Consider the following 16,323-nt stretch of genomic DNA (forward strand, 5'->3'; position numbering starts at 1 on the left):
GCAGACCCATGGTTTAGCAACTCAACCACAGCCCATTTTTTCAACGTCGAGCGCCTACGTCAGAAACGGACGTTTCTATGCTTGAGAACATCTTGCGAACTTAGAACAAAGGCGGTACGCATTAAGGGTGTTCCACAGGTCGTTGCGACAGGGCGCTGGAAGCGCCGGGCGACCCATCGGAATCATGGGATAGAGGGCGGACCAACAATGACCAGTCAGGCGGCTTTGAAACTCGTGGCCAAGGAAGAAGGCGATAAGCAACGCGCGCTAGAGGCGGCTCTCGCCCAGATCGACCGCGCGTTCGGCAAGGGCTCGGTGATGAAGCTGGGCGAAAAGGGCAAGGTCGAGATGGAGTCCGTCTCCACCGGCTCGCTCGGGCTCGACATCGCGCTCGGCATTGGCGGTCTGCCCAAGGGGCGGATCATCGAGGTCTATGGTCCGGAGAGCTCGGGTAAGACCACCTTGGCCCTGCACGTGGTGGCCGAGGTTCAGAAGGCCGGCGGCACCGCGGCCTTCGTCGACGCCGAGCACGCGCTGGACCCGTCCTACGCGTTCAAGCTGGGCGTCAATCTCGACAACCTGCTGGTCTCGCAGCCTGACAACGGCGAACAGGCTTTGGAGATCACCGACACCCTGGTGCGCTCGGGCGCTGTCGACATTGTCGTGATCGACTCCGTCGCGGCCCTGACGCCCAAGGCTGAAATCGAAGGCGAGATGGGCGACAGCCTGCCGGGCCTGCAGGCCCGTCTGATGAGCCAGGCGCTGCGCAAGCTGACCGCCTCGATCAACAAGGCCAACACCATCGTCATCTTCATCAACCAGATCCGTCATAAGATCGGGGTGATGTACGGCAGCCCCGAAACCACCACCGGCGGCAACGCGCTGAAGTTCTACGCCTCGGTGCGTCTGGATATCCGCCGCACCGGCTCGGTGAAGGTCCGTGACGAGATCATCGGCAACAATGTCCGCGTGAAGGTGGTCAAGAACAAGGTGGCCCCGCCGTTCCGCGAGGTCGAGTTCGACATCATGTACGGCGAGGGCATCTCCAAGCTGGGCGAGGTGATCGACCTGGGCGTCAAGGCCGGCATCATCGAGAAGGCCGGCTCCTGGTTCTCGTACGGCAGCCAGCGCATCGGCCAGGGCCGCGACAATGTCCGCGAGTTCCTGAAGAACAATCCGGACATCGCCGGCAGCATCGAGGCGGCCGTCCGCAAGTCGTCTCAGAAGATCGAGGAAGAGCTTCTGGTCGGCGGTCCGGAGGAGGGCGAGGAGGAATAGGTCTCGCCCAGAGCATTTTCCGACCAAGTGAATACCGGTTCGTCGTCAGAAAATGCGTTGAAACAAGAGATTAGAGCGTTGCGATCTAGTCGGATCGGAACGCTCCAGGGTTTCGCGGCCCTCGCTTAAAGCCTCGGGCGGTCCCCGCCTTCAACACGCCCGCGGCGCCACCGCCGCGACGGCCGCGATCAGGCCGCCTGGACCCCATGCCAGGCGGCCTATTTTCTTTGGGCGCGATGCGCGGGGAAGGGCGGAAGGCGAGCGGGGGCAAGCCGGCAAGGAGCCCTGGGGCTCCAAAGCGACTGGCTAGACGGCCGCGCGGGCTCTCTGGCGCGTTCTCTTGCGTACGCTCTCTCTCGCGGCTGAGGGCGCGGTCGCTTGACGTCCACCCCGTCCGGCCTCTGGATGTCGAGCCTGTCTTCAGTTTCCGACCCTGGGAGTCTCCTTGTCCGCTCTTCTGTTCGCCCTCGCGCTCGCGAGCGTTCCGCAGCCGCGATGCCCCAACGCTGTGACCACGATCGAGGTCAACACCTGCCTGGGCGCGGCGCTCATGGACCTCGATAAGGAGATGGATCGCTATTACGACGCGGCGGTGGCAAGGCTTACGGCCGAACATCGCGCTCCCGCCAATGATGCCCTGTCGGAACTGGCGCGCGCTCAGACAGCTTGGCGAACCTATCGAGATGCGGAGTGCGGGGCCGTCTACAGCTATTGGCGCGAGGGAACGATCCGTACGACCGTCGCGCTGGATTGCCAGATCAGCCTCACGCGGCTGCGGGTATTCTCGCTGTGGCGCGACTGGCTGACCTATCCCGACAGCACGCCGCCGATCCTGCCGCGGCCCGACCTGGCGGCGGCGCTCGCCGAAGGGCTTCGGTGACGATCTGCGATGGTGGGAAGGGGCTTTGCCTGCGCGCAACGCGCCCCTATCTGCCGAGTCGGTTTCCCCTTCGCTAAAAACCGCGCTATGCAGCGCGCGACTCCCGGCCGCTCGCCGGACGCTTAAGACTTGAGACGCTCATGCCCAGCTTGAACGAGATCCGCAGCACCTTCCTCGACTATTTCGGCAAGGCCGACCACGCGGTCACGCCGTCCGCGCCGCTGGTGCCGCAGAACGATCCGACCCTGCTGTTCGTGAACGCGGGCATGGTGCCGTTCAAGAACGTCTTCACCGGCGCCGAGACGCCGGCTCATCCGCGCGCGGCCAGCTCGCAGAAGTGCGTCCGCGCCGGCGGCAAGCACAACGACCTGGATAACGTCGGCTATACCGCTCGCCACCACACCTTCTTCGAGATGCTGGGCAACTTCTCGTTCGGCGACTACTTCAAGGAACAGGCGATCCACCATGCCTGGACCCTGCTTACGGCTGAGTTCAAGCTGCCCAAGGACAAGCTGCTGGTCACGGTCTATCACACCGACGACGAGGCGGCCGACCTGTGGAAGAAGATCGCCGGCCTGTCGGACGACCGCATCATCCGCATCCCGACCAGCGACAACTTCTGGTCCATGGGCGACACCGGCCCGTGCGGCCCTTGCTCGGAAATCTTCTACGACCACGGCCCCTCGATCGCCGGCGGCCCTCCGGGCAGCCCCGATGAAGACGGCGACCGCTTCATCGAGATCTGGAATCTCGTCTTCATGCAGTTCGAGCAGCTGGCCGGCGGCGAGCGCGTCTCGCTGCCCAAGCCCTCGATCGACACCGGCATGGGCCTGGAGCGGATCGCCGCCGTGTTGCAGGGCCAGCACGACAACTACGACATCGACCTGTTCAAAGCCCTGATCGCCGCCAGCGTCGAGCTGACCGGCGTCAAGGCCGAAGGCGCCCAGGCGCCGTCGCACCGGGTGATCGCCGACCACCTGCGCTCATCCTCGTTCCTGCTGGCCGACGGTGTGTCGCCCTCGAACGAAGGTCGCGGCTACGTCCTGCGCCGGATCATGCGCCGCGCCATGCGCCACGCCTATCTGCTGGGCGCGAACGAGCCCCTGATGCACCGTCTTGCCCCGACCCTGGTGGCCGAGATGGGCCAGGCCTATCCGGAGCTGCGCCGCGCCGAGGCCTCGATCGTCGAGACCCTGCGCCAGGAAGAAGAGCGCTTCCGCACGACCCTGGGCCGCGGCATGGGCTTGCTGGACGAGGCGACCGCCAACCTGGCCGCCGGCGGCGTGCTGGATGGCGAGACCGCCTTCAAGCTTTACGACACCTACGGCTTCCCGCTGGACCTGACCCAGGACGCCGTGCGGGCCAAGGGCCTGACCGTCGACACCGACGGCTTCGACGCGGCCATGCAGAAGCAACGCGAGATGGCGCGCGCCAACTGGGCGGGCTCGGGCCAGCAGGGCGCCGCCGCCGCCTGGTTCGCGATCAAGGAAAAGGCCGGCGCCACCGACTTCGTGGGCTACGAGACCACTGAGACCACCGGCGTCGTTAAGGCGATCGTCGTGGACGGCGCCGAGGTCGAAAGCGCCTCGGCCGGGACGACCGTCGAGGTCCTGCTGGACCGCACCAGCTTCTACGCCGAGAGCGGCGGTCAGGCCGGCGACACCGGCGTCATCGAGGCTAATGGCCGCGAGAGCCGCGTCATCGACACCCAGAAGCAGGCGGGCGAACTGCACGTTCACCGCGTCGAGCTCACGGGCGATCTGAAGGTCGGCGACCAGGTTGTCGCCTCGGTTGACGCTGATCGTCGTCACACGACCCGTTCCAACCACTCGGCCGCGCACCTGGTGCATGCGGCCCTGCACCATGTGCTGGGCCCGCACGTCGCCCAGAAGGGCCAGATGGTCGATGGCGAACGCATGCGCTTCGACTTCAGCCACGGCGGCCCGCTGACGCCAGAAGAGCTCGAAAAGATCGAGGCCGAGGTCAATGCGGTGATCCGCCAGAACGTCCCGGCCGAGACCAAGGAAATGGCCCCGCAGGAGGCCATCGAGGCCGGCGCGGTCGCGCTGTTTGGCGAAAAGTACGGCGACAGCGTCCGCGTTCTGACCCTGGGCCAGTCGCTGACCGACGAGGCCAAGGCCTATTCGGTCGAACTGTGCGGCGGCACCCACGTGGCCCGCACCGGCGATATCGCCCTGTTCAAGATCGTCTCCGAGCAGGGCGTCGCCGCCGGCGTGCGCCGCATCGAGGCCCTGACCGGCGAGGCGGCCCGCCGCTTCCTGCTGGACCAGGCAGGCGTGGCCAAGTCGCTGGCCGACCAGTTCAAGACCCCGGTGGCCGAAGTCGTCACCCGCGTCGATGCCCTGATCGCCGACCGCAAGCGCCTGGAGAAGGAGCTGGCCGAAGCCAAGAAGCAACTGGCCCTGGGTGGCGGCGGCGCGGCCTCGGGTCCGGAAGATGTGAACGGCGTGGCCCTGATCGCCCGCGTCCTGGACGGCGTCGGCGGCAAGGAGCTGCGCGGCGTGGCCGAGGAGTTCAAGAAGCAGTTGACCTCGGGCGTCGTGGCCCTGGTCGGCACGTCCGACGGCAAGGCCGCCGTGACGGTGGCGGTTACCGCCGACCTGACGGCCAAGTTCAGCGCCGCTGATCTGGCCAAGGCCGCCGTGATCGCCATGGGCGGCCAGGGCGCCGGCGGCAAGGCCGACTTCGCCCAGGGCGGCGCGCCGGACGACAGCAAGGCCCAGGACGGTCTCGCTGCGGTCAAGGCGGCGCTGGCCGGCTGATCCGATAGGGATCTGAGAAACGATAGGGGACGTCGAAAGGCGTCCCCTTTTTCGTGGTCGCTTGACGGCGATGCGGATCAAGCCTCAATTGAGTTACGTGTGTAATTCAACAAGGCGTGGCCCATGTCCTTCACGATGACGATGCGGCGGCTTGCGGCCGTAGGCCTTGTTCTGGTCCTCGCAGGCTGCGAGCGCGAGGTGGCCAAGACGCCAGTCCATTTCACGGCGCCGTCGCTTTGGCGGGTCGCGGTCGTCGAGGATTCCGGCGGTCAGGCGGGCGCCGTCGATATCTGCGCAAATCCTGAACTGGTAAGCGCGTTCACGCGCGTGGAGCCTCAGGTCGGGGGACTGCCCTGCTTGCCAGTCGGCCAGCCCGCCAAGGATACGCCCGAGGAGCGCATCGTTCGCTGCGAGGCGGGCGGCTCGCGCTATGGGCTCTACGTCACGACGACGCGCAAGGCGGCCGACGACTTCACCGTCCGCTTCGCCTTGCAGCCCTTGCAGGACGCCGGCGGCAAGATCGTCCAGTCGCGGCGTTATCACCGGCTCGGACCTTGCCCGACTGGCTGGAAGGCCGGCGACCAGGGCAGGCCCGGCGGCCCGCCGACCTCCAGTCTGCTTACGGGCCAAGGGCCGGGTTGAACCCTTGGGTCTCTAGGCGCGTCTAGCTCTTCAGAAACGCCGACAGTTTGTTGCCGTCGGGATCGCGCACATAGGCCAGGTAGTGGCCCTCGCCATAGTTGGGACGCGGTCCCGGCGGGCCAGCGCAGCTGCCGCCATGGGCCATGGCGGCGGCGTGGAAGGCGTCGACCTGCTGGGGCGAGTCCGCCTTCAGCCCGACCATGATGCCATTGCCGGCCTTAGCGGGCAGGCCGTTCTCGGGCGAGCAGATCATCACGGTAGCGTGCTCAGGGTCGGGGCCGTAGCCGATCCAGTCGCCTTGTCGCCACAAGCGCTGACTGCCCAGCGCGCCCAGCACGGCGTCGTAAAAGGCGCCGGCGCGATCGATGTCGCTGGCGCCGATGGTGATGTAGCTGATCATGGTGTCTCCTTCCGACACCACCCTAGGTCGGACCGCTGACAATCCATGTCAGCAGCTCGCCTGGCCTATGTCAGATGGCGCGGACCTTGCGCTTTGTTCGCGCCTTGCGCTTCTTCCACCAGATCACGACGCCGGTGACGCTGAGCGCGGCGACGACGATGCCGGTCAAGGAGATCAAGATCCGTCCCGGCAAGCCCAGGATGCGGCCCGAATGCAGCGGGAACTGCGCCTGTACGAAGATGTCGGCTGCTGTCCCGACCCATGGCAGGCGCTGTCCGACGAACTGGCCGGTCTGACCGTCGTAGTAGAGATAGGGCGGGCCGACGCCCGCCGCGCCATGACCTCCGCCGGGTTCGAAGAAGCCTACGCCATAGATGCCATAGGCCGGCGAGTAGAAGGCTCCGCCTGCAGGGACGCTCCAGCCGCGCGCCTTGGCCTCGGCCTTGGCGGTCTCGATGACTTCGGCATAGGTCCGTCGGGCGACAATGGGCTGGTCCAGGGGCGCGGGCGCGCGCAACTCGAACGGACCCGGCGTGGTCTTCGAGATCTTGGACAGCGCCGGATAGAACACCTCGCTGTAGAGGTTCAGCGAGAAGGCCGTGAAGGCCACGGTAAACAGCACGCCCCACAGCCATAAGCCGAAGGCTCGGTGGATGTCGAAATTGATCCGATAGGCGCTGGCCTTGGTCTTGATCTGCCAGGCGGGCTTCCAGCGGCTCCAGAAGCTCTTGCCGCTCTTGCCATTCTTGTTTTTTTGGGTCGAGGCGCGAGAGGGTAGGGTCAGGTAGAAGCCGACGAAGCAGTCCAGCGTCCAGATGACGGCGACGACGCCCATCAGCCAGACGCCCCAGCGGTCGATCCCCCACATCGCCGGAATATGCAGGCTGTAGTGGAGCACATAGAGGAACGAGACGAAGGTCTCGGAGGTGATCGGCCAAGCCGCGCCCCATTCCCGGCGCCCCTGCTCGTCGCCGGTCGCCGGATCAATGAAGACCTGATTGTAGCCCGGCTCGAACAGCTTGCCGGTGGCCGGATCGCGTTTGGGCTCGACGCCAAAGGCGTAGGCCTCGCCGGGTTCGGGCGTCAGCGGGATGTAGGTGACCTGCACGCGAGGGTCGCGCGCCTCGATGCGCTTGGCCAGCTCCAGCGGGGGCAGGGAGGGACCGTCGGTGCGGGCCTGCATGAGGTGGGGATTGAGCAGGTCGTCCAGCTCGTGGTCCCAGGAGATGATCGCCCCCGTCACGCCCGAAATGAACAGGAAGGCCGCGATGGCCAGCCCGCCCCAGCGGTGCAGGAAGCCCAGGGTTGGCCGCACGGCCAGCCTTGGGGACACCGAGGCTCGCGCCTTTCGTGTCAGCGGTGACGGGGTGCGCGCATCCATCGGACCGGCCTAGAACGCGTAGTCCAGCCGCACCGACACGCTGCGCGGCGCGGCGTAGTAGGACTGGTTCCACATCAGGCTAGTCAGATAGGTCTTGTCCGTCGCGTTCTTCAGATTGAGGGTCGCCCGCACCTTGTCGGTGACGTCGATCCCCGCCATCAGGTCGACCACGCCATAGGCCTTCTGCTCCAGCCGCGTCACGTCCTGCTGATAGATCTCGTCCTGCCAGCGCAGCTGGGCGCCCAGGGTCAGATTGCGGAGGGTCGGGATCGTGTAGGTGGTCGAGGCCTTCAGCGTCTTGCGCGGCAGGTAGGTGCGGGCCTTGTCGCCATCGCCGTCCTCGATCGAAAGGTCCGTCCAGCCCAGGCTGACGCGCCATTGGGCGTTGATGGCGCCGACGGCCTCTAGCTCGTAGCCCGTCGCCTTGGTGTCGACGCCGGCGTAGTAGCTCTGGAGCGTGTCGGTGAAGGTCCCTGCATATTCGGCCAGACCGTTCTGACGCGACGTGAACACCGCGCCGGTCAGGTACAGCCGGCCGTCGAACCACTCGCTCTTGACGCCGGCCTCGTAGGCCTTGCCGTGCGCGGCGGCCAGGGTCTGGTGGTTGACGTCGATCTCCGACTGCGGATTGAAGATGTCGGTGTAGCTGGCGTACAGCGAGACGTTGGCGTTCAGGTCATAGACCGCACCGACATAGGGGCTGACCTTCTCGTCATCGCGCGGGGTGTCGACGCCGTACGAGAAGCCCTTGGACTTCAGCTTCAGGGCGTTGAAGCCCACGACCGCCTTCAGCTTGTCGCTGAGGCTGAGGTGGGTGGCGGCGTAGAAACGGGCCTGGCGGTCCACCTGGTCGGCGGCGAGATAGGCGTCGGGGAAGCTCGGTTCCGCCGGCTGAACGCCAGCCCAGCTCCCGACCGGGCCGTAGACGATCGCATCGTTCGAGAAGGCCTCGTACTCGTGGCCGTGCGAGCGGGAGACTTGGCCCCCGACCACCAGCTGATGGGAGCGCCCAAACAGTTGGAACGGACCTGAGGCGTAGGCGTCCAGGCTGGCGCTCTCATAGACCGACGGATAGACGCCGGCCATGCCCAGGACGCCCAGGCCCGTGGTCTTGTCCGGCGCGCCATAGGCGTAGAGCAGCTTGGCGTTCTCCTCGAAGCGCTTGAGCGTGCCGATGGCCTTGAATTGCCAGCCGTTGTCAAACTTCCAGGCCAGCTCGCCAAAGCCCGTCTGGTCCTTGACGTTCCAGTGCGTCCAGTCCGCCGAGGTCGAGGCTGAGCGTGGATAGTGGATCAGCGAGCCGTCGCTATAGGTCAGGGGCAGGGCGCCCCAGTTGTTGCCGCTGGCGCGATTGTCCTGCATCGACCAACCGACCGTGGCGGTGAGCTTGGACGTGGCCTCCCAGGCCAGCAGAGCGCCATAGACGTTGCGGTTGACGTGGTAGTGGTCGAGATAGCTGTCCTTGTCCTCGTTGGCGTAGATCAGGCGGCCAGCCAGCGTGCCGGAGGCGTTCAGCGGCCCCGAAACGTCGGCCTCGAGGCGGTAGCTGTCCCACGAACCGTACTGCGCCGCCGCCGAGGCCTGGAAGGTGTTGGTGGGGCGCTTGCGCACATAGTTGATCGTCGCCGACGGATTGCCCGTGCCGGTCATCATGCTGTTGGCGCCGCGCACGGCCTCGACGCGATCGAACAGAACGGTGTCCAGCTCGCCGAACTGGATGCCCCAGATCAACGGCAAACCGACGCCGTCGACCTGGAAGTTGGTGATGTCGAAGCCTCGCGAGTTGTAATAGGTGCGGTCGGTCTCGACCTTCTCGACATTGACGCCCGTCACCTGGGCCAGCAGCTGGTTGACGTCGGTCAGGGCGAAGTCCCGGATCCGCTCCTGATTGACCAAGGTCACGGACTGGGGCGTTTCACGTAGGCTCATGTCGAGGCCCGTCACCGCCGAGGTGCGGGTCCGCGCGCCGGTGATCACCACGCGATCGACCTCGTTGGCGCTGGCGTCGCGGCTGTCGGTTTCCGCTGCGAAGGCGATGCCGGAAACACCGGCGCAGGCCAGTGCGGCGCCACCCAACAGAAGGGCGCGGAAGTTGGGGGACATACGGACCTCGATGCGAACGATAATGATTCGCAAAATCATCTACTGGCCGTGTCTTCCGGTGTCAAACCGCGCCGCGCCTTAAGGGGCGGCTGACGGTGTCAGCAGCAGGACGGCCACTGCGAGAGTCAGCAGCGCGAGGGCGGTGGTCAGGGCCACGGTGCGCGCCGCGCCTCGCGCGAAGACGTCATAGGCGCGGGTCTGGATAAAGGCGCTGACGGCGGTGGGCGCGGCCGCCAGCAGGGTCGCTCCGACGCGGAAGGCCGGCGGCGCGAGCGTCAGGCCGATGGCGAACCAGGCCAGCAGCGGGAACAGGGCGAGCTTGGCGAACGCCGCCGTGGCGATGGGACCTTTGTGGGGCGAGGCCTCACCCTCGGCTTCGCGGAGGCCCAGCGCCGCGCCAAGCGCGACAAGGCCGACCGGGCTGCCCGAAGCAGCGGCCAGGCTCAGGGCGCGGTCCAGCGCCTCGGGCGGCTTCAGGTCCAGCAGGGCCAGGGCGACACCGGCGAAGGCGGCCGCGACCACGGGATTGCGGAAGGCTTGCAGGATCGAGCGCCACACCGAGCGGCCCGCCGCCCAGCCGAGCAGGCCCACGCCGGCGGCCGAGAGGATCACGAAGTCTACCGCGATGACGCCGGCGACCAGACGCGCGGTCTCGGCCCCCATGACCGCCGCGGTGATCGGCAGGGTCAGGAAGGCGCTGTTGCCGACCCCGCTGGTGATCGCCGCGCCGGCCTGTTCGGCCTTTGTCCATTTCAGCGCCCGGCCCAGCATGACGACCCCCGCCATGACCGCCAGACCCACGACGGCGTAGGCCGCCAAGCCGGTGGTCAGTTCAGGCGTCGGGCGGCCCATGCGCGACAGCGAGTGGATCAACAGGGCGGGGAAGCCGATCCAATAGACGTAGATCGACAAGCCTCGCGCCTGATCAGCATTCAGAAGGCGCAGACGGGTCAGCACCAACCCGGCCCCGACCAGCAGGAAGAACGGCCAGACGCGGACCAGGATGTCGGCGACGAGAGCGATCAAGACGGGAACCTCGGATGCAAGCTCAGGCCTGGCGCTCGTCAGCTGGCAGGCGGATATGGACCAGGCGCCAGGCGAACAGCGCGCGACGTTCGAAGGTGAAGACCGTGACCTTGTCGCGCGCGCCCGGCCGTTTGACCGAGATGCGCACGCGGTTGGGATCCCAGTAGCCTATGGCGGGGTAGGGACCCTTGATGGCCTGCTGGAGGGCGCCACCAGGCGAAGGCTCCACTGGCTCCGCGCCTGGCGCGTAGCCCCGCGTCAGGGCGTTGAAGCCCGACACCGTCAGATAGCGATCGACCTTGGGCTCGGGCGGAGCGATCGGTTCCACGGCCTTCTTGAAGACGCCCATCGGGTCGCGCCAGATCGAGGGCGCTTCTGGCTTGGCGGCCGGCGTGTCCACGATGAGCTGGGCCATCAGGCTGCGGCGGACGGCGGGGAAATCGACCAGCTCACCGATCGCCTGCACATCCTCGTACTGGACGGCGGCCTTCAGCGCCCTGAACGCGAACCAGGGCGCGGAGACGAACGCGGCGGCGAACGCGAAGATCGCCAGCACGATCAGATCCCAGATCCGCTTCTGCAGGGTCATGAGGCCTCCGGAGCTTCAGGCGGCATAGACCAGTCTTCACGGTCGGCCGTCCAGAACGAAAAACGCCCCCGAGGGTCTCGGGGGCGTTCTCGTCTTGCAGCTTTTGCTAAAGCCTTAGGCGGCCATGGCCTTCTTCAGGTTCTCGTCGATCTTGTCGAGGAAGCCTTCGGTGGTCAGCCAGCCTTGCTTGTCGCCGACCAGCAGGGCCAGGTCCTTGGTCATGTAGCCGCTCTCGACGGTTTCGATGCAGACGCGTTCCAGGGTGGCGGCGAAGTCGGTCAGGGCTTGGTTGTTGTCCAGCTTGGCGCGGTGGGCCAGGCCACGGGTCCAGGCGAAGATCGAGGCGATCGAGTTCGTCGAGGTGCTCTCGCCCTTCTGGTGCTGGCGGTAGTGGCGGGTGACGGTGCCGTGAGCGGCCTCGGCTTCCACCGTCTTGCCGTCCGGCGTCATCAGCACCGAGGTCATCAGGCCCAGCGACCCGAAGCCCTGGGCGACGATGTCCGACTGCACGTCGCCGTCGTAGTTCTTACAGGCCCAGACGTAGCCGCCCGACCACTTCAGCGCCGAGGCGACCATGTCGTCGATCAGGCGATGCTCGTAGTGGATGCCCTTGGCCTTGAACTTGTCGGCGTATTCGGCGTCGAAGACTTCCTGGAAGATGTCCTTGAAGCGGCCGTCATAGGCTTTCAGGATCGTGTTCTTCGTGGAGAGATAAACCGGATAGCCGCGGTTCAGGCCGTAGGCGAACGAGGCGTGGGCGAAGTCGCGGATCGACTCGTCCAGATTGTACATGCCCATGGCCACGCCGGCCGACGGGGCCTTGTAGATCTCGTGCTCGATGACCGAGCCGTCCTCGCCGACGAACTTCATCGTCAGGGTGCCCTTGCCGGGGAACAGGAAGTCGGTGGCCTTGTACTGGTCGCCGAAGGCATGGCGGCCGACGATGATCGGCTGGGTCCAGCCGGGCACCAGACGCGGCACGTTCTGGCAGATGATCGGCTCGCGGAAGATCACGCCGCCCAGGATGTTGCGGATCGTGCCGTTCGGCGACTTCCACATCTTCTTGAGATTGAATTCCTTCACGCGAGCTTCGTCCGGCGTGATGGTGGCGCACTTGACGGCGACGCCGTGCTTCTTGGTCGCGTTGGCTGCGTCGATCGTCACCTGGTCGTCGGTGGCGTCGCGATTTTCAACCGAAAGGTCGTAGTAATCCAGTTCCAGGTCCAGGTACGGGAAGATCAGCTTATCCTTGATGAGCTTCCAGATGATCCGGGTCATTTCGTCCCCGTCCATGTCGACGACGGGATTGGCGACTTTGATCTTGGCCATTGCGGGGCAGTTCCTCTGGCGGTGGCGCGCCTGGAGCGGCCTGGCGCACAGGGCCAGGACGCGGCGCGGACCGGGTCGCTATAGACTGTTGCGTGGCGAGGGAAAAGCGGATCGGTTGACGCGCGGCGCGGGTTCGATGTTTGAGTTCGCGGTTTTCGGTCGTTCGTCAGGCGGGGGCGCTGGGCGATCGACCGGTCGGAAGGGCGCTCTTGATTTAGCGCGAGGGTTGGCATTTCAGAGCAAGACCGGTCCGCAGAAGTGGCCGGCGCGGGGGCGCGGTGAACGGCAATCTAGCCACGAATGCTCAGGTTACGCGGCCGCTGGCGCGTCGTCTGCTGACCATGGTCGCGATGCTGTCGATCGCGGTGACCGGCGTGGCCACCGCCGCCGCCTTCTTCTTCGTGCGCGAAAGCGCCGCCGACACCCAGACCCGGCACCTGGCCGCCTATGTCGGCGAGCGCGTGAAGACCGAGGACCGGCTGTTCTCTGATCTGGTCAAGATCCATGACGCGGCCGCCGAGGCTCTGACGCGGCGTCTAGCGGATGGGGAGAACGCCGGCGACTTGGCCAGGTTCGACGCGCTGTTTCCCGAGTACGGCGACGGCACGCGCCGGTCGGCGCCGGGCCTGTTCGACGGGGCCCGCATCGGAGAGCGCTACGTCTATGGCGTGGGGGCTTACCTGCCGCGCGCCGCCACGCTGACGACAGCCCAGAAAGCGCTGTTCGTGGCCGCGCTGGACGTGGTGGTCGCCACCGGCGAGGCCCAGCTGCGTCACTACGACAACTTCTACTTCTTCACGCCGGACTCGCGGCTGGTGATGTTCGGGCCGCGAAGGGCGGACAAGCTGCAGTTCTATCGACGCGACGCCCCGCCGGACCTCAGCATCGCCAGCGAGGAAATGACCCTCCTGACCCTGCCAAAGAACAATCCCGAACGGCTGATGAAGTGCACCAAGCTGCGCCGGCTGATCTCGGATCCGACCGGCCGCCGGCTCACCGTCGCCTGCCTGACGCCGTTCTATCTGGAGGGCCGGTTCATCGGCGCGTTCGGGGCAAGCCTGTCGCTCGACTCCTACCTGCTTCGGGCTGTCGGAGACGCGCTTCCCGATGGCCGCAACATGATCGTGGCCGACAATGGCGAGCTGATCGCCGCCCAGGGACTTTCGCGAAGGGGGGCGATCGACGCCTTCGCCTTGCGCCGCTTCGAGGTCAACAACGACCTTAAGCGCCTGATCCAGCACATCCAGGCGCAGAACCGCGCCGTGGGGACGGTGCTGGCGCCGCGCGGCGACCGGCTGGTCGCTTACGGTCGTCTGATGGAGCCGGGCTGGTGGTTCCTGATGACCTTCCCGTCGAGCGATATCGTCTGGTCGTCGCTGAAGACGGCCTCCTGGGTGCTGCTGTTTGGCTTCCTGGGCGTGCTCGCCCAGATTCTGCTGCTGTATCGCCTGACGGACCAGATGGTGGTCGCGCCGCTGCACGGCTTGGCCGAGGCCCAGAGGCTGGGCGATCCGGCGGCCGCCGCGCCCATCGAGGAACGGGAGGACGAGATCGGCGCCCTGGCGCGCTCGCTGCGCGGCCAGCGGGACCGCAACGAGGAGCTCCTGCGGTCGCTGGAGGAGCGCGTGGCCGAGCGCACGGCGGAGCTGCAGCGCGCCAACCAGGCCAAGTCCGTCTTCCTGGCCAACATGAGCCACGAGTTGCGGACGCCGCTGAACGGCGTCATCGCCATCGGTGATCGCCTGGCCGAGGAGCAGGACCCGGCCGTCCGGCGCGAACTGGCCGGTCTGGTCACCTCGTCAGGCCGATTGCTGGAGCAGGTGCTCAGCGACATCCTGGATGCGTCCAAGATCGAGGCGGGCGAATTCCAGCTGGCGCCGGAGCCGTTTGACCTGACGCGGCTGGTCCAGGGCATCGCCGAGCTGCACGCGGCCGCCGCGCGGGCCAAGGCGTTGGACTTCCGTTGGTCCGTCTTTCCCGGCGCTGTCGGGGCCTATGAAGGCGACGCCGGGCGCATTAGCCAGATCCTGTCCAACCTGCTGGCCAACGCCGTGAAGTTCACTGACACGGGCGAAGTGGCGCTGGAGGTCGATCGGGTCGAGAATAGCTTGCGTTTTGTCGTGCGCGACACGGGCGTCGGGTTTGATGCGGCGGTGCGCGAGCGGCTGTTCAAGCGCTTCGTCCAGGCCGACCAGTCGATCACCCGCCAGTACGGCGGCACGGGCCTGGGGCTGTCGATCTGCGCGGCCCTGACCGAAAAGATGGGCGGGCGGATCAGCGCCGACGGCGCGCCGGGGCGGGGCGCGCGGTTTGAGGTTGTCCTGCCCCTGCAACGCTGCGCCGAGCTTCCGGCCGAAACCGACGAGGCGGCTGATGAGACGGTCTCCCTGGAAGGGCTGCGCGTGCTGGTCGCCGAGGACCATCCCACCAACCGCAAGGTCGTCGAGATCGTGCTGGAGCCGTTCGGCGTGGACATGACCCTGGTCGCCGATGGTGAAGCGGCCTTGGCGGCGCTGGACGAGAAGCCCTTCGACGCGGTGCTGATGGATATGCAGATGCCGGTGATGGACGGCCTCTCGGCCACCCGCGCCATCCGGGCGCGCGAAGCCGCTTCCGGCGCGCGGCCGATGCTGGTGATCATGCTGACCGCCAACGCCATGGAAGAGCACGTCGCCGCCGCCCAGGCCGCCGGCGCGGACCTGCACCTGGCCAAGCCTCTGCATCCTGGCCTGCTGATCGAGGCGTTGGCGCGCGCCCGGCGCGGTTAGAAGGACTTCAGCACCGTGCGGCCGGCCTCGGAGAGGATCGCCTCGCGCGCGGCGGCGTTCGCCGTGGAGCCGGACAGGAAGGCCGCCAGGGCGACACGCCGACCGTCCTTCAGTTCGATCAGGGCTACGGCGTGGCTCTCGGGCGTAAGGCCCAGGTCGTTGCGGTTCGCGCCGGCCGCCTGCCAGATCCTGGCTCCCGCAGGCAGGGCGGTCGCCAGATAGCCGGGATCGTTCCCAAGGAGCAGGCGAGGCTCCGCGCTGGCGAAGACTTCGCGCGTGTTGAACGCTTCCAGCAGCCGGACCAGACCCACGGGCGTGGCCGTGTCGCGCTGATCGACCGCGCGCCGACGGATCGCCCTGGCGCGTTCATCGGCCGAGACGCTCATGAGGGCGCGGCGCCAGGCGGTCTCGCCCCTCCAGTCCGCGCGAAACGAGGACAGGCCTGCCGCCTCGGTCTCGGCCTGTCGGCGATAGCGGTCGACCGAGATCCCCTCCAGCTGTCGTACGGCGAGCAGTCCATTGACGCCACCGGGGCCGCCGATCCGCTTGGCGAGCAGGTCGAGCGCTGTGTTGTCGCCGGCGCGCGCCAGGGCCTCCAGCGCCGCCACCGTGTAGGATTTTCGACCCGGCCAGGCGTCGGCCACGGCGCTGGGGGGCGGCGATAGGTCGACATCGCGCACCGTGATCACCTCGTTCGGGTCGAGGCGGCCGGCGGCATGGTCGGCCATCACCGCCGCCAGGATCGGGACACGGACGGCCGAGCCCAGGACAAACGGCCGGTCGCCGTTGAAAGCCCAGACCTGGCGCGTGCCGAGGTCCTCGGCCGCGACACCCAGCACCCCGGGGGCGGCGCGAGCGGCCAGGCGCTCCATCGCCTTTTGCAGGGCCTTGGAATCCATGGCCGGCTCTTCCTGGCCCAGCATCGGTTTCTCCTCGCAGGCGGCGAGTAGGGGCAGGGCGGCGAGGGTGGTCAGGAAGGCGCGTCGGTACATCCTGCCTAAACGCGCCTGTAGTGGTTAAGCTCCTGCCCTCTTGCGTCTGATACGCAGTCGGCGGCAAAGGGGGCGGATGACCGACGAAAACCCGTCCGCCTCGGCGCGACCCGCGCCGCCCTGCGTGATCCTGAACGAACCCCAGCTGGCCG

The 16,323-nt window shown here is 67.0% G+C and carries 12 protein-coding genes; 5 read left to right on the forward strand and 7 right to left on the reverse strand.

Annotation, left to right across the window (positions count from 1 at the left end; translation table 11 throughout):
- Positions 1–207: 207 nt before the first annotated feature.
- The 4 genes from recA to CSW59_RS03830 all read left to right on the forward strand — a co-directional run bounded on the left by recA (position 208) and on the right by CSW59_RS03830 (position 5,583).
- Positions 208–1,278 carry a recombinase RecA gene (recA, locus tag CSW59_RS03815; protein ID WP_099442782.1) on the forward strand — a complete coding sequence of 357 codons (1,071 nt, stop codon included), beginning with the start codon at positions 208–210 and terminating at the stop codon, positions 1,276–1,278.
- Between the two features lie 445 nt (positions 1,279–1,723).
- Positions 1,724–2,158 carry a lysozyme inhibitor LprI family protein gene (locus tag CSW59_RS03820; RefSeq protein ID WP_099442783.1) on the forward strand — a complete coding sequence of 145 codons (435 nt, stop codon included), beginning with the start codon at positions 1,724–1,726 and terminating at the stop codon, positions 2,156–2,158.
- A gap of 140 nt (positions 2,159–2,298) precedes the next feature.
- Entirely contained in the window at positions 2,299–4,941 is a 2,643-nt protein-coding gene (alaS, locus tag CSW59_RS03825; protein WP_099442784.1) for an alanine--tRNA ligase, read from the forward strand.
- A 123-nt stretch (positions 4,942–5,064) separates the two neighbouring features.
- On the forward strand, positions 5,065–5,583 hold the full coding sequence (locus CSW59_RS03830) for a hypothetical protein (protein WP_099442785.1): 519 nt from the start codon (positions 5,065–5,067) through the stop codon (positions 5,581–5,583).
- Positions 5,584–5,605: 22 nt separating this feature from the next.
- Here the strand turns inward: CSW59_RS03830 and CSW59_RS03835 are convergent, their stop codons facing one another.
- The 6 genes from CSW59_RS03835 to CSW59_RS03860 form a co-directional block, all read right to left on the reverse strand.
- Entirely contained in the window at positions 5,606–5,983 is a 378-nt protein-coding gene (locus CSW59_RS03835) for a VOC family protein (protein ID WP_099442786.1), read from the reverse strand.
- 70 nt (positions 5,984–6,053) lie between these two features.
- On the reverse strand, positions 6,054–7,364 hold the full coding sequence (locus CSW59_RS03840; RefSeq protein WP_099442787.1) for a PepSY domain-containing protein: 1,311 nt from the start codon (positions 7,362–7,364) through the stop codon (positions 6,054–6,056).
- Between the two features lie 9 nt (positions 7,365–7,373).
- Positions 7,374–9,467: a TonB-dependent siderophore receptor gene (locus CSW59_RS03845; protein WP_099442799.1), complete on the reverse strand. Its 2,094-nt coding sequence runs from the start codon at positions 9,465–9,467 to the stop codon at positions 7,374–7,376.
- A 78-nt stretch (positions 9,468–9,545) separates the two neighbouring features.
- Complete coding sequence (locus CSW59_RS03850; RefSeq protein WP_099442788.1) at positions 9,546–10,493, reverse strand: AEC family transporter; 948 nt, start codon at positions 10,491–10,493, stop codon at positions 9,546–9,548.
- 22 nt (positions 10,494–10,515) lie between these two features.
- Positions 10,516–11,082: a DUF2939 domain-containing protein gene (locus CSW59_RS03855; protein WP_099442789.1), complete on the reverse strand. Its 567-nt coding sequence runs from the start codon at positions 11,080–11,082 to the stop codon at positions 10,516–10,518.
- 114 nt (positions 11,083–11,196) lie between these two features.
- Positions 11,197–12,411, reverse strand: a complete 1,215-nt coding sequence (locus tag CSW59_RS03860; protein WP_099442790.1) for an NADP-dependent isocitrate dehydrogenase — start codon at positions 12,409–12,411, stop codon at positions 11,197–11,199.
- 341 nt (positions 12,412–12,752) lie between these two features.
- Between CSW59_RS03860 and CSW59_RS03865 the strand changes: the two genes are divergently transcribed.
- A complete protein-coding gene (locus CSW59_RS03865; RefSeq protein WP_099442800.1) occupies positions 12,753–15,179 on the forward strand; it encodes an ATP-binding protein in 2,427 nt (808 codons plus the stop codon).
- On the opposite strand, the gene CSW59_RS03870 is transcribed toward CSW59_RS03865, so the two are convergent.
- A complete protein-coding gene (locus tag CSW59_RS03870) occupies positions 15,176–16,171 on the reverse strand; it encodes a serine hydrolase (RefSeq protein WP_099442791.1) in 996 nt (331 codons plus the stop codon). The genes CSW59_RS03865 and CSW59_RS03870 overlap by 4 nt on opposite strands.
- Positions 16,172–16,323 lie beyond the last annotated feature (152 nt).

The sequence above is a fragment of the Caulobacter sp. BP25 genome (assembly GCF_002737755.1).
In the GTDB taxonomy this organism is placed as follows: domain Bacteria; phylum Pseudomonadota; class Alphaproteobacteria; order Caulobacterales; family Caulobacteraceae; genus Caulobacter.

Excerpts from the sequence above, each read along its gene's own strand:
- recA (WP_099442782.1), top strand. The coding sequence starts at position 208 with ATGACCAGTCAGGCGGCTTTGAAACTCGTGGCCAAGGAAGAAGGCGAT.
- alaS (WP_099442784.1), top strand. The coding sequence starts at position 2,299 with ATGCCCAGCTTGAACGAGATCCGCAGCACCTTCCTCGACTATTTCGGC.
- CSW59_RS03830 (WP_099442785.1), top strand. The coding sequence starts at position 5,065 with ATGTCCTTCACGATGACGATGCGGCGGCTTGCGGCCGTAGGCCTTGTT.
- CSW59_RS03835 (WP_099442786.1), bottom strand. The coding sequence starts at position 5,983 with ATGATCAGCTACATCACCATCGGCGCCAGCGACATCGATCGCGCCGGC.
- CSW59_RS03840 (WP_099442787.1), bottom strand. The coding sequence starts at position 7,364 with ATGGATGCGCGCACCCCGTCACCGCTGACACGAAAGGCGCGAGCCTCG.
- CSW59_RS03845 (WP_099442799.1), bottom strand. The coding sequence starts at position 9,467 with ATGTCCCCCAACTTCCGCGCCCTTCTGTTGGGTGGCGCCGCACTGGCC.
- CSW59_RS03855 (WP_099442789.1), bottom strand. The coding sequence starts at position 11,082 with ATGACCCTGCAGAAGCGGATCTGGGATCTGATCGTGCTGGCGATCTTC.
- CSW59_RS03860 (WP_099442790.1), bottom strand. The coding sequence starts at position 12,411 with ATGGCCAAGATCAAAGTCGCCAATCCCGTCGTCGACATGGACGGGGAC.
- CSW59_RS03865 (WP_099442800.1), top strand. The coding sequence starts at position 12,753 with ATGGTCGCGATGCTGTCGATCGCGGTGACCGGCGTGGCCACCGCCGCC.
- CSW59_RS03870 (WP_099442791.1), bottom strand. The coding sequence starts at position 16,171 with ATGTACCGACGCGCCTTCCTGACCACCCTCGCCGCCCTGCCCCTACTC.